10 protein-coding genes are annotated in these 14,431 nt (G+C 43.2%); 3 read left to right on the plus strand and 7 right to left on the minus strand.

Features of this window, described 5'->3' with window-relative positions; translation table 11 throughout:
- Nucleotides 1-213: 213 nt before the first annotated feature.
- Nucleotides 214-1,281 carry a 6-bladed beta-propeller gene (locus HMPREF0999_RS20390; protein ID WP_005855182.1) on the minus strand — a complete coding sequence of 356 codons (1,068 nt, stop codon included), beginning with the start codon at nt 1,279-1,281 and terminating at the stop codon, nt 214-216.
- An 85-nt stretch (nt 1,282-1,366) separates the two neighbouring features.
- A complete protein-coding gene (locus HMPREF0999_RS20395) occupies nt 1,367-3,082 on the minus strand; it encodes a family 20 glycosylhydrolase (protein ID WP_009276792.1) in 1,716 nt (571 codons plus the stop codon).
- A gap of 82 nt (nt 3,083-3,164) precedes the next feature.
- Between HMPREF0999_RS20395 and HMPREF0999_RS20400 the strand changes: the two genes are divergently transcribed.
- From HMPREF0999_RS20400 to HMPREF0999_RS20410, 3 genes are all read left to right on the plus strand, one after another.
- Nucleotides 3,165-4,829 carry an AMP-binding protein gene (locus HMPREF0999_RS20400; RefSeq protein WP_009276793.1) on the plus strand — a complete coding sequence of 555 codons (1,665 nt, stop codon included), beginning with the start codon at nt 3,165-3,167 and terminating at the stop codon, nt 4,827-4,829.
- Nucleotides 4,830-4,994: 165 nt separating this feature from the next.
- The gene (locus HMPREF0999_RS20405) at nt 4,995-5,210 is read left to right on the plus strand and encodes a hypothetical protein (RefSeq protein WP_005855187.1); all 216 of its coding nucleotides are present in this window, start codon (nt 4,995-4,997) and stop codon (nt 5,208-5,210) included.
- A gap of 81 nt (nt 5,211-5,291) precedes the next feature.
- Complete coding sequence (locus HMPREF0999_RS20410; RefSeq protein ID WP_009276794.1) at nt 5,292-7,397, plus strand: outer membrane beta-barrel family protein; 2,106 nt, start codon at nt 5,292-5,294, stop codon at nt 7,395-7,397.
- On the opposite strand, the gene HMPREF0999_RS20415 is transcribed toward HMPREF0999_RS20410, so the two are convergent.
- From HMPREF0999_RS20415 to HMPREF0999_RS20440, 5 genes are all read right to left on the minus strand, one after another.
- Nucleotides 7,392-8,702, minus strand: a complete 1,311-nt coding sequence (locus HMPREF0999_RS20415) for an NAD(P)/FAD-dependent oxidoreductase (protein WP_008780983.1) — start codon at nt 8,700-8,702, stop codon at nt 7,392-7,394. The genes HMPREF0999_RS20410 and HMPREF0999_RS20415 overlap by 6 nt on opposite strands.
- A 444-nt stretch (nt 8,703-9,146) precedes the next feature.
- Nucleotides 9,147-9,992, minus strand: coding sequence for a helix-turn-helix domain-containing protein (locus HMPREF0999_RS20425; protein WP_005865576.1), 846 nt, complete (start codon nt 9,990-9,992; stop codon nt 9,147-9,149).
- Between the two features lie 351 nt (nt 9,993-10,343).
- The gene (locus tag HMPREF0999_RS20430; protein ID WP_005855197.1) at nt 10,344-11,765 is read right to left on the minus strand and encodes a sialate O-acetylesterase; all 1,422 of its coding nucleotides are present in this window, start codon (nt 11,763-11,765) and stop codon (nt 10,344-10,346) included.
- A gap of 81 nt (nt 11,766-11,846) precedes the next feature.
- Complete coding sequence (locus tag HMPREF0999_RS20435) at nt 11,847-13,046, minus strand: AGE family epimerase/isomerase (RefSeq protein ID WP_009276795.1); 1,200 nt, start codon at nt 13,044-13,046, stop codon at nt 11,847-11,849.
- A complete protein-coding gene (locus HMPREF0999_RS20440; RefSeq protein WP_005855201.1) occupies nt 13,039-14,430 on the minus strand; it encodes an MFS transporter in 1,392 nt (463 codons plus the stop codon). Before HMPREF0999_RS20440 ends, HMPREF0999_RS20435 begins: the two co-directional genes overlap by 8 nt.
- Nucleotide 14,431: the final 1 nt, after the last annotated feature.

Here is a 14,431-nt window from a genome sequence, read left to right on the forward strand (position 1 = left end):
TTCTTTTTTGCTATTGGATATATTCTACAAACCACGGCGTGGTTTGTGCGATTCACGTCGTGGTCTGTATAAACCATGACGTGGTCTGTAAAAACCATGCCGTGAACTAAGGAATAGATACAGTCAAGCAACATTATTTATGAAGACTTGTTATCGAATAGTCCTTGCTGCGGCCTTGTTTTGTTTATTGTGCCGATAGAGGAAATACGGCAACTAGGGTTCCACTAAGATTAATACCGGATTGTTATCATTCTCGGGTTGCTCCCAGTCGATTAGGTAACGGTTGTCGTTTGAGATGTATTTGGGAGTGAAATAGGCTTCTTCGGGAAGTTCAAATGAGTTTTCCGGGTATATGAATTGTACATAGGCTAATTGCTTCTCCGCTATATCATAATATAATGTATAGGTATCTTTATCAGAGAAGTTATGCATATAGAGCCGGTCTCCGATTTGCCCGGGTATGACAGGGATTGTCTTTGTCCTGAACAGGTCGTTTTTTATATCGTCTATCGTGATATTATAACGGAGTTCCTCGGGTGTTCGGTATTTACCTAGATCGAGGACGGCATAAGGAGTTAGCTTCATGTCGTTGGAAACTTTAAATATCGTATCGCAGAACAACTCCTTAAATGCGGCAATCTTATTTCCGTCGAAAGGACGGAACTCATAGGTAAATGTCATGACGAAAGGAGGTTCTGTATAAGATTTATAGTAAGGTATGCTATCCGATATGACTATATCTTGGCAAAAATAGAACCGAATGGGTGCGTTGCCAGAGAGGTTGGGTACGTGACCTAGGATAACGTTCGTCTTAGGGAGGGGATAAAATCCCCGGATGTTCTTATCCGGAATTTGAATGGTTTGGTGGAATTTCCCTTGCCAATCGTATATCTTTATCCGAGTGGGGCTATCTTTTATATAAATAAGATGATCATGAGGTTCTAGTCCGGATATACGACTAAACTCATCCGGACCTCCTCCTTGTTTGCCGATATCGTATAAATATTTTCCTGCCAAGTCGAAAACGGAAGCTCTGTTATCATGCTGTACCAATAGCTTATCGCCATGTTTAATAATGCGGGAGATGTATTTGATCAAGATTGAGTCATTCGTTTGCAGAGGGATGAATTGGATGGATTTCGCCCATTTCTTTAAGGCTACTTCTTGAGGCTGATGGTCAAAAACAGTTGCTAGGTCAATTGTTATACATTCCTCTGATTTCTCGCTTGTGCCGGTACAAGCGGTTAGTAATATCGCAAATATAATAAGCCATTTATTCATAAAAATATCTTTGTCCTAAAGTTGATAGGACAAAGATATTTAATTTGTTTCGAAATATTCGTAATATTATGAAGATTTTGTACTGTTATTTCCAATCCACTAAGGATGATTTAAAATAGTTCCAATCGGCCTTTTCCCATAAGGGGGCTTGCGCACCAAGTCTTACTTTATATTCGTCCCAATGTGTGTTCTCTACTTTGGACCAACCTTTTTCGGCGACACCTGCCAAACGAGGCATTAACAGGAATTGCAGATCTCTGAAATTGGTGATCGTCTCGCACCAGATAGCGGCTTCTATACCCGCTACATCTTTTTGAGGATTCTCTACAGTCGGGTTGAAGGTCATCGGGTCCCAGTCGTACATTTCTTGGATCGTTTGTTTCTCGTAGGCGGCCATACCTAAACGTTCTTGCTCCGCGTTTTGGGTGGAGTCCGCGCTTGGTTCCAGATATTTATGGTCCAGATAAACGTAACCGCTCGGCGAGAGAATCACTTTCGCTTTTTTGGATATCCCAAGACCCGGATCTTTTGGTGCCTCTTTCATGAATTCTGCGAATAAGGCCATGATCTCTTTATATTCGGCAGGTATATTATCTTTTTTCTTAGAAGAGTCCTCGTTTTTTTGCTTCAGATAAATCCAGTGCTGGATGACATCGCCTTCCGAGATATCCGCACGGGCGGTTTCTTGCCAGCCGACCATTTTCTTTCCATTCTTCAATACGATTTCCCGTGTCTTATTTATAAAACGGACGAACTTATCATGGGGTAAGCCGATCGCCTCGTCACCTCCGATATGAATGTAGTTTCCGGGTGCTAAAGCGGCTAGCTCCGCGATAACATCCTCCGTAAATTGCATCGCTTTCGGATCATCTACGTCGAGGGCATTGAAGGCCTGTCCCGGGATGTTAACATTGGTCTTGAATTTGACAGCGTTCTTAAAGTCCGGATAAGCGGCGAATATGGCAGCTGTATGCCCCGGGATATCTACTTCCGGGATGATCGTGATGAAGCGTTCGTTCGCGTAATTAACGAGATCCTTGAATTCCTCTTGCGTATAATAGCCTCCTTTTCTCCCGTTGTTGGGAAGTTGACCTCCTATTTCCGCTAGCTCGGGATATTTCTTGATCTCGATACGCCAGCCTTGGTTATCGGAAAGATGCATATGCAGTACGTTCATCTTATATAAGGCGATCATATCGATCACTTGTTTCACTTCCTCGGGATCGAAGAAGCAACGAGATACATCGAAAGAAAGCCCACGCCAAGCGAAACGAGGTGAGTCCTTCACTTCCAGTAGCGGTAGATAAATCTTCTCGCCTCCGGGTTGTAGATTACCACCCACGATTTGTTTCAAGGTAGTGATACCTCGATAGATACCTTCTAGGGTAGTGGCCTTGATGTAGATGTTTCTCTTTTGGATGGAGAGGGAGTAAGACTCATCTACGGGGACACTATCTTTCGGACTCAATCCATAAGCTTTTGGCAGGTCGGCGAACTCTTTCGGATCTGTCAACTCGAGGAAGATGATGCAATTCGATTCTTTGTCTGAGGCGGAAGCCAGCTTGATGCCGGATAGCTTTTCTATCTCGTTGGATAGCAACTCGCCCATACCCTTTAAGGATTCGTCCGCATAACCGATCTCGATGCCGGGATGGATCGTGAATGTACCTTCGCCTACTGTCATTTGGGCCGGAGCGGGGATAATGCTTACGCTTCTTTCTCCAACATCTGGGGATGAACAGGCGATAAATGTAATAAAACTACAGAGGGTCAATGCCCATGCGAGAGTGATTCTTTTCATTCTTATTTTAAATTTATAGGTTATATCATGGCAAAAGTAAGGATTTGTTTTTACTTTTACGCGAATTTCACAAAAGTGTGCTATGATCAAAGAGAATTTCATTAAGATTTACGAGGAGAGTTTCAAGGAAAACTGGGCCTTGCCGGCATTAACGGATTACGGGAAAGGTAAGACCTTTACTTTCGGTGATGTGGCGACGGAGATCGCACGTATTCATCTTTTATTCCATGAGTGCCAAGTCCGTCGTGGAGACAAGATCGCGTTGATCGGTAAAGACAGCTCCCGTTGGTGCATCGCTTATATGGCGGTTGTTACTTATGGGGCGATTATCGTGCCTATTCTTCAGGACTTTAATCCGAATGATGTACATCATATTATTAACCACTCGGAATCTGTCTTTTTGTTTGTTAGCGACCGGATTTGGGATTCTTTGGAGGAAGATAAGATCGAAGAGGTTCGCGGTGTATTCTCTCTTTCTGATTATCGTTGCTTGCATCAACGGGATGGGGAGAATATCCAGAAGTTGATGAAATCGCTGGATGAGAAGATGACCGAGAAATATCCGGATGGCTTCACCCAAGAGGATATCAAATACGCTGAGCTGGATAATGACAAGGTGGTAGAGATCAACTATACATCGGGTACGACCGGATTTAGCAAAGGGGTTATGTTGACGGGGAATAATTTAGCCGGAAACGTGACGTATGCCCGGACACTGGATCTATTGTTCCGGGGTGAACGTGAGTTATGTTTCCTGCCTCTGGCCCATGCCTATAGTTGCGCTTTCAATTTATTGGTACCCATGGCATTCGGTGTGCATGTCTATTTATTAGGTAAGGTGCCGTCTCCTAAGATCTTATTAAAGGCATTCGAGGAGGTGAAGCCGAACTTGATCTTGATGGTTCCCCTGATTTTGGAGAAGATCTATAAGAAGATGATCCTTCCTCAGTTGAATAAGCGAACCTTGAAGTTGGCCTTGAATATCCCACTGTTGGATTCACGTATCTATGCGCAGATCCGCAAACATTTGGTGGATGCCTTGGGAGGACGTTTCCGTGAAGTGATCGTGGGGGGCGCCGCCATGAATCAAGAAGTAACGGATTTCTTGTATAAGATCAAATTCCCGTTCACGATCGGTTATGGTATGACGGAATGTGGCCCGTTGATCAGTTATGACCATAATAATGAGTATGTGCCCGGTTCTTGCGGACAGATCTTGAAAGGGATCATGAAAGTCCGTATCGATTCGGAAGACCCTTATAATAAGGTAGGCGAGATTCAAGTATCGGGCGAGAACGTAATGAAAGGCTATTATAAGAATGATGAGGCAACCCAAAATGTCTTCACGGAAGATGGCTGGCTAAGGACGGGTGATTTGGGTACGATCGATCATGACAACCGTATTTTTATACGTGGACGTAGCAAGACGATGATCTTGGGCGCTAGCGGACAAAATATTTATCCGGAAGAGATTGAATCCAAATTGAACAATTTGCCATTCGTGATGGAGAGTTTGGTCGTGGAGAAAAACGGGAAATTGATCGGGATGGTGTATCCGGATTACGATACGGTGGATAGTACGGGTATCTCGCATACGGATCTTCCAGTTATCATGGAACAAAATAGGATAGAGTTGAACAAGCTCTTGGCTCCTTACGAAACGATCTCGGAGATACAATTGTATCCGACAGAATTTGAGAAAACACCGAAGAAAAGTATTAAGCGTTACCTGTACAGTAATTATTGATAAATAAATAGAAAGCAAACGCAGCTAATATTCAGCATATTGTAAAAGCGGTAGAAAATAATTCAAAAAAAAACGTCTTATGTTGTACAACATATATGATTAATACATACATTTGCATCGTTTTACAACAACAAGATATTATAGACCGTTTAAATTAAGAACAAAATGAAAAAGTTAGTTGCATTTGCTGCTGTTATCGCAGCTGTATCATTCGCATCTTGTGGCAACAAATCTGCTGAATCTACCGAATCTGTTGCTGAAACAGAAGAGGCTACTGTAGTTGAGGAAGCTCCTGTAGTAGAAGAGGATGCTGCCGCTACTGATTCTGTAGCTGTTGAGGTTACTGACTCTGTTGCCGTAGAAGCTGCTCCTGCTGAATAATAATCAGTAAACGAGTTTTGAGGACAGTCTGTATGCGTTGAACATACAGACTTTTTTTGTTTATAAACCATAGATAATGATATGAGACAAATTTTACTTCTTCCATTGGCCGCTCTATTGGCTATGCCGGTATTCTCGCAGACTCCTGCCGATACGACGCTTACGATTCGGAATATAGAGATTCAGGGTACCCGTTTCGCCGGGTTGAGCGAGAGGGGTGGGATGAAAATCTTGCGGGTAGATAATAACTTGAGTAGCGTTACCAATACGGCGGCGGATGCTTTTCGCCAATTGCCTTCTGTCATAACCGATATGGAAGGAGCCGTTACATACAGGGGCTCCGGTAATGTCGGGATGCTTGTCGATGGAGTTCCTTACGGTTTGCTGGAAGAATATAGCGGTGACGTGCTGATCCAACTTCCCGCCCTGTTCTTTAACCAGATCTCATTAGGGGCATTTCCTCCGATTAATGCGGTGCCGGATGGTGACGCGGGCATACTCAATCTGGTGCCTCGTATGTATGGAACGGGAGATTCCCCTCTATATGTTACGCTTGGGGCGGGATGGAATGAGCGATATAACGCAGGAGCGGTATTGAATTTGCATCCCGGAAAATTCCATATCAATGCGAAATACAATTATAGGAGGGAATACCGGGAACGATCTTTCAGCAAATCGACCGCGACCGCTAAAAACCGGACGGAGATGAATAATAATGCCACGGCTCGTCCGGACGTACATGTGGCGGATATGAAAGTAGACTATGATCTTTCCGCGAAAGACCGGATCACCGTGCATGGCCTGTATCATTTGATGGATTATAGCCGGTATGGACGCATTAACAACCGGGTATTCAACCCGAAAGGGGAGCAAATGAAGTACGTGATCCGTAACCGGTATAACGACCAGCGCCAGGAAGCTTATGCCGCCGAAGCGTATTGGAACCATGAGATTTCGGAGAATCAAGGTTTTTATACCGTATTCAACTATAATAATTTCTCGTATGATGAGGATAATGATTTCAAGAATGAGAATCCTCAAAACGGGAATATCGTCTCGGAGGATAACCAATCTATCGACCATACGAAACATAATTATTTCTGGGGATTTGGATATGGGCAGGAGATCGATGGTTGGGATTTCAAGCTTGGTTATATAGGTCGTGTGCGAAACGAGGATTATCTGACGGCTGCTTTTGATAAGGTTGACGGTAGTTTTGAGTTAAGTCCGGCGAAATCGTATAATTACGATTTCAACCGTTATCTGAATTTGATCTATGCGGACGTGGTTAAGAATTGGGGCGCTTTTAACGCAGAGATAGGGATACAGGCGGAATTTAGTCATTTTAAGATGGATGAGTTTAGCCCTTCTTGGATCAACGATCCTTATTGGCAGGGGATAAAAGGCAAAGAGAACAAGAGTTCCCGTTTTCATTTGTATCCTCGTTCCCGTTTTACTTATGAGGTGAATAAGAGCAATCGCTTAAGCTTGAGTTATCAGCAACGGGCGATTCGTCCGAATGGCAGCTATTTGTGCTCTTTCTTGAATAACAGTGATCCTACCCATATCATACAGGGGAATCCGGACTTGAAGGATGAGTTTATCCATAACGTAGAGCTAGGATATCAGTTCTCGGCTCCCCGTCTCCGTTTGACTCCGGCTATTTATTACCGGAATCGTACGAATCGTATCATGGAAACCGCTAGCCAAGTAAATGACGAGACGGTTTGGAAGAAAGAGAATATCGGACATAGCCAAGCAGTCGGAGCCGACTTGTCCGGTAGCTGGAATCCGGTACGTATCTTGACGGTCGGTTTCTCCGGGGATATCTATCGGGACGAGATCGATGGGCGTACGATAGGCTATGACGAGAAGAAATCCTTGGTTTGCTGGGATGTGAAGGGGAATGTAAACGTAAGTATTACGCCGACTACGGATTTTCAGGTAGACGGCTTCTACGTTTCCGACCAGCTTACGCCTCAAGGTAAGATCAAAGGCCGTTATAGCGTAAATGCCGGTCTCTCTCAATATTTCCTCAATCGTAAATTATGCGCGAACTTAAGTATCAACAATATATTCGATAGTTTAGAAGAAACAACGATTATTGATGCCCCGAACTTAGAAATGACGCAAAAGCGCAATCGTGATGCCCGGGTAGCTTGGCTTACGTTGACTTATAGTTTATAAAGTAGGTTCCGTGCCCTGTGTTCCATCTTGTTTGTGCTTTTGGATGAACAAGATGAAACGCATGGAACGGTCGTACGTGAAATAATTCCAGATCCAGTCGATCAGTACAATTAGCTTATTCTTGATTCCTAAGATGGAACGTAAATGTACGAGCATCCAAACCAACCATGCCGTAAATCCATGTAATTTCACCTTATTTAAATCGGCAACCGCTTTATTCCTGCCGACAGTAGCTAAAGTTCCTAAATTCTTATAATGGAAAGGTCTCGGTTTTTTTAGAGCCTCGATCCGTTGTAGATTTTCGGCTAATAACTCACCTTGCTGAATCGCTACCTGAGCGACTTGCGGATGTCCGTTCGGGTAATCCGGTTCTGCCATCCAGCAGACATCTCCTATGGCGAATATATTGGATAAGCCTTTTACTTGATTACATTCATTGACGATAATCCGTTCCCCCCGGGTCAAGAGTTCTCCTTCGATATGATCGAAATGCACCGCTTTCACACCACTTACCCAAAGTAAGGTTCTAGTGGGTATGGTTTGGCCGTCATCTAAGAAAACGTTCCCATCCTTATAGTCCACGACACGCTTCTGAAGAATGATGTTAACGCCCATATCCTCAAGGAAGCGTTTAGCGTTGGAGGAGGCTTCCGGAGACATGGCCCCTAGTAATTTAGAGGACCCTTCTATCAGATAGATATTCATATGAAAGTTTCCTAGATCCGGATAGTCTTTCGGCAAAACAAACCGTTTCATCTCGGATAAGGCGCCGGATACTTCTACACCTGTAGCCCCTCCACCTACAACAACTATATTTAGCAAAGCTTGCTTCTCGTCCGGGTCCGTACAAGTAGTCGCTTTCTCTAAATTAATTAATAAGGTGTCTCGTAAAGCTAACGCCTCTTCTACCGTTTTCATGGGTAGAGACTGTTCCTCGATCGTTTTGTTTCCAAAGAAGTTGGTGATAGTTCCAGCGGCGATTACAAGATAATCATATTCCAATTCGCCGATGGAGGTTTGAATGGTATGCCCTTTCGGATTGACGCCATAGACCTCTGCCAACCGGAAGTAAAAGTTCTTTCTCTTCTGGAATATCTTTCGATATGGAAAGGATATTTCATTATATTCTAAGCCGGAGGACGCTACTTGATAAAGCAGGGGAGGAAACTGGTGATAGTTGTTCTTGTCGATTAAGACTACTTGAAACTTGCTCTTTTTCAATTTCTCAGCTAGTTTTAACCCCCCAAATCCGCCCCCGATAATTACGACCCGCTTTTTGTCTGTGTAAGGAATGTTGAAGCCCATGATCTAAACGCTTTTTTTATATAAACATAGAAAGAAGCGAATTGGTTCTTCCGTTAATTATTAATGAATGTAAGCGGGTAGAGGCTTTATTTACAGGAAGGTTTATCGTGTTTCGGGGAAATACGTTTCTTTACCTTCCGCTTCAATCGCAAAAACTGCAATATGGAAAGTATACGCATCAAGATTATGAATAAGATAACCCCTAGCAAAATATAGCAAATTATCGGCGATGTCATTTTACCCTCTTCTTCACAAATTTTATCCCAGTCTTTAATTTGGAATAGTAAAACATAAAAAAATATGGTGGTCATTATACACTATCTTTTATTAGATCATCCATACGGATAGGTGTCTAAAATCAATGAGGCAAAGATAAATGAGTATAACTTATTAGGAGTTATACAACTTGACAATTTAAATGTATATTCTGATAGGGGGTGTTTTTTACAACGATTTAAGTTTTTTCCTTAGCTCCGTGGGACTATATCCAAAGCGTGCCTTGCAAAATTTGTAGAAATGCGAATGCGAGGAGAAATCGAATTCATCTATTATATTCTTAAAATCATCCTCGCTGTTAGCTATGGCGACCAATAGTCGTTTGGATTTCTCTTGCATCAGCCATTCGTAGGCTGGAATACCGAAAACTTTTTTAAACTTCATCCGAAAGGAATTTACTCCGTAACCTATCATTTGAGCTAGATCTGTTACTGTTTTAGCTTTTATATAATTCTCGGCGATGAGTCTCTCAAACTCTGCTGAATGCGTACTTGATAAATAGAAAAAGTAGTCTAATTCCTCTTTTCTATAAAGCTTTTTCAGTAAGTAGAATAATTCCGTTCTCTTTAATTCATACAAAGGGTAGTTCAGGAAATTATTTTCAAGATATTGTCCGACAAGTTCTAGAAAACCGTATAAAGGTTCCACTATTTTCAGTTCTATCCACTTAGAGATAGGTTGAGGTAATATTCCGTACGGATGTTGGTAATACGGTAACTCATTCATCGTTAAACTGTCAAAAAAGAAAATGATGATTTTTGAACCTAGTGTGATATCATATGTGTAATTTTCAAATGATCTTAGAAAGATCATATACTGTTCACCGATTGTTTTCTTTTCTTCTTTAGTGGAATATATAGTTATGGATCCGCTTAAGATAAAAATAATCATATCGCTGGATAAACCAGATAGGGTTTGTGTTATTTCCTCTGACATCAATATGATACTAAAGCCAGCGTGTAAGATTCGGTTTTCAGATGTTTCCGGAGAAATTCTGTTAATAAGCTTGTTCATAAAATTATTGTTATTTAGTTTGTCATACAAATATTTCCCCCTTCAGTAAATCTAGATGCAAAAAAAGCGCAATGTATTAGTATGGTCTGTATACAAACTATCATTTTTTGTATACATTATGATATGAATGAAAAATAAATAGGAATCAGAGGAGGTCTCTGATTCCTTGTAAAATAAGATCTCCCATTTTTTTATGGGAAGAATTAAGTTCACTAATACTTTAGGAGGGTAATTTCTATTATCACAATAGAATGAAATAAAAACTAAATACGTCTTACAGATGAAAATAAGACATTACGTGTGAACAAGCTTGAATATTATAACGTATTGTATTTTATTTTCTTAGTCGTTTTATTTATCCGTGCGGAATGGAAGCACCGGTAATCCTTGTACGTTTTGCAAGTTGCCAATTTGGAAATTCCGGAAGCCATAACGAACGGCTATTGGGGCTTTTACGTCTGGAGCTGAGATAATAACGGTTTTTTTGTTAGCGTCTATAGTTGCGTTAGCCTTGTGGAAACGCATGTCTTTTCCGGCTATCTCGAAGCCTATGATCCCGTTATCTCGATTGAAGCCATCTTCCGCATTCTTGAAAAAAAGAATGATTTTATCTTTATCTACTTCCATATGATCGTATTGGGGGCCCTCACAAGCGATGGTTGTATAACCATAGGTTTTGTTTAGAGCCATATAACAAAGACGCTCACCGATCTTTTGTTTTTCTTTGGGGTGTATTTGCCGTTTCTCGTAATCCTGTACCAGATCGTTCGTGGAAACAATACCGCTATTGGGGATCAACCGGGTAGCTTTGTATTGCTCTTCACGAAGGTACGCGGCTTGGTCTCCTTCTCCATATTCGTAAGGGGCGATTTCTACCAGATAGAAAGGTAATTCTTCTTGTCCCCATAATCCTCTCCAATGTTCTACCATTGTCGCTAGGCGTTTAGCGTAGTCCGGGTGTCCGACATTTGACTCTCCTTGATACCATAGGAAACCTCTGACCGTATATTTGCTGGCCGGTTTCAGCATTCCGTTATACATGATCATGGGTTGTAGCATCGGATGGATTTTCTCATCGTTACCCGCTAAGGATAGATCGATATCGCTATAATTCCGCAGGATGTCTTTGGGCAACCAACCTTCAACCGTGGAACCGCCCCAGCTACAATTGATGATACCTACCGGGACATTCAATACCTCGGTCAATAGGGTCGCGAAGAAATAGGCGGTAGCTCCGAACTCCGGGGCGTTTCGCGGATCACATACTTTCCATTCGCCACCTACCGGATAATCTTTCGGTTCCAAGGCTCCGACCCGTTGGATCGTAGCGTAACGGATCGAGTTCTTATATTTCCCGGATGTAGCGATAGCGTGGTTTCCTCCCTCGATAGGGCAGTGCCAGAAACCTCTTAATGGCATTTCCATATTGGATTGGCCGGAACCGAACCATACCTCGCCGATCAGAAGATCATGCAAGACAATCTTGTCTTGTCCATTCTTTAATGTTAACTGTTGCTTTTCGAAACTGGCCGAGGGCGTCTGAACCCAGATTTCCCATCTGCCTTGATCGTTTACTTGGGCCGTGTATTCCGTATTGTCCCAAGAACTACGGACTTTCAGGCTTGAATTTGGGGTTGCATTTCCCCAGAGCCGTACTTTAGTGGCTTGTTGGAGTACCATGTTGTCGCTTACCAAAGCTGGCAGCTTGATCTCGGCCCGGAGGTTCACCAAACCGAGAAGGAGGCCTATCACCATCCAATAGAATTTGTTCATATCGCTTGTTTTTTTGATGTCGGAAGCTTCCGACGGTTGTTAATCTGATAAAAAAGAGCCGGCAGGCGGTCTGCCGGACGGTTATTCGCCGGCAAGTCGTTCGATAATCTCCATACACATCCGTCCGTTGTGATAGGGACATTTCCAGAAACCGGCCTTGTCATCCTCGCGATTGATCTCGTGATCGAGCGATACGCTCCAATGCCATTCCCCTTGTTCCTTGTCGATCAAATAACGCTGAATGAATTTCCAGCATGTATAGGCTGTGCCTAAGGCAGGCTCATCTCCGAAATGTTGATACAAGTTGAAATGACCCACTACATTCTCGGCTTGCACCCACCAATGCAGGTCCGTGTCGGCTTTCTTCTCATTCGGGTGATACTCGTAAATGAGGCTACCGTTCGCTAATAACCCGTCTTCGGCCGCTATCGCTACCTTTTGAACCAAGGGCTCTACTTTCTGAAGAATCTCGTTGTCTCCCAATTCGATAGCGGCCTCATGCAGTAACCAAGATGCCTCTATATCATGACCATAGGAGATGATACGGTATTTGCTTTCCCAATCCTCGTTGAAAAAGAGGTTTAAATGATAGGTACGGTGATCCAGAATCTTGTCGGTGAAAATCAGGATCAAGTTTCGGAGTTGTTTTTTGAGGTGCTCGTCTTTCCATACCCGATACAAGTTAGTATAAGGTTCGAGGATATGCAGATGGGTGTTCATAGTTTTTTTCTCATTCTCATCCTTGTCGCTTAGTCGCATATCCTCTATCAGTTTCCAGTCTTTCGTAAAGGCTTCCATATAACCGTTCTTTTCCGGGTCGAAACTATATTGTTCGATTGCCTTGAAGAGACGGATCGCATAATCCAACGCTTCTTTATCTCCGGTAGCCCGGTTGTACTCGCTTAATCCGTAGATAGCGAATCCTAAGGCGTAGATTTGCTTTTTGGTTTGCACGGGTTGACCGGTATAGTCTAATTCCCAGTAAATACCCTCGAATTCTTGGTCGTAGAATTTATAGATAAGGTAACGTTTGGCACGGGTCGCCGTTTCCAGATATTCCGGCTTTCGTAATAAACGGTATGCGGCGGAGAATGTCCATAGGATACGGGCGTTCAAGATGGCGCCTTTAGGGGCATGTACGACTCGTTGATTGTTTCCCGTGATTTGCCCATGGAAACCACCATACTCACTATCTATCATTCGGTTCATCCAGAAAGGGAGGATATTGTTCTCTAGCTCCCATTGAACCTCGTTTTGTAAATCTTCGGTGATTTTATTCATTTGTTTCTTTTCTTTTGGTTTCTAACGTAGCGGTGATTTCCTTCATCTTTGTCTCGCTAAGCGGGTAGAAGGCGATAAATACAACGGACAGGATCGTACCTACGGCCGGTAAGAAACTGAGGAACATCTTGATTCCGCTAATCGTTTCCTCGCTTTGTACGGTATTGGCCTGAAACCCGAAGAAAGCGAGTAGCCAGCCTGTGATTGCCGTGCCGATCGCCCATCCGAATTTCTGGCTCATGGACGAGGAACTGAAGATCAATCCTGTGGCACGGTTCCCTGTTTTTAGTTCTGAGTAGTCCGTGCAATCGGCATACATGGACCAAAGTAGGGGGAAAATACTACCGGCACAAATACTGATGAACACTTGGAACGTGAATATCAGGGCTAGATCCGTCTTGTCGAGCCAGAAAAAGAGGATGCTTAAAACCGAGGCGATCAGCATGGAGCCCATATAGGTTCTTTTCTTTCCGATCTGGTTGCTTAATGGGGCGGCCAAGATCACGCCGACAATATTGGCCGCCTGTCCTACCGCCAGATATAATCCGCTTAAGACGAAGGAGACTCCGAAAAGAGATACATTGGCATAGGCTTCCTCAATGATAAAGTATTTGAAATAATATACGGTAGCCCCGTCGCGGATGGAATTGAAAACCAGAGCGGAGACACCTGCTCCCAATAGTATCCACCAAGGCTTGTTGTGCAATAGATCTCTCAAGTCATCTTTTAACGAGCCTTGTTGCTCTTTAATCGGTTTTACCCGTTCTTTTGTCCATGCGAAACATCCATAAAAGAGAATGGCGCACAGGATAGCGATAACTACGACAGCCATGGTCCATCCATGTTGTTGATCCGCCAATTCATCGCTATTTCCACTAAAGAAACGCACCATCGGCATGAATAGCAACAGGGCTATAAAACTGCCAATATAGGCGAATACCATACGGTACGTAGAAAGGGTATTACGGTCTTGTGGCAACGGGCTCATTACTCCAAGCAAGGACGCATAAGGCACGTTTATAGCGGAGTACACCATCATCATCAAGGAATAGGTGATATAGGCATAGATCAAATTACCTGTTTGTCCGAAAGAAGGAGTCATGAAAGTGAGCACTCCGATAGCGGCGAACGGGATCGCCAGCCAAAGCAAATAAGGGCGAAATTTTCCCCAGCGTGTTTGCGTACGATCCGCCGCAACGCCGACAATCGGGTCAAAGACCGAGTCCCATATACGAGTTATCAAAAACATCGTACCTACGGCTGCTGCCGGTAATCCGAATACGTCCGTATAGAAAATCATCAAGTAAGCGCCAAACAGTTTCCAGAACATGGACGATGCCATGTCCCCGAAACCGTAGCCTATCTTCTCTGTTAGTTTAATCATA

The organism is Parabacteroides sp. D25 (assembly GCF_000307475.1).
GTDB classification, from domain to species: Bacteria; Bacteroidota; Bacteroidia; order Bacteroidales; family Tannerellaceae; genus Parabacteroides; species Parabacteroides distasonis.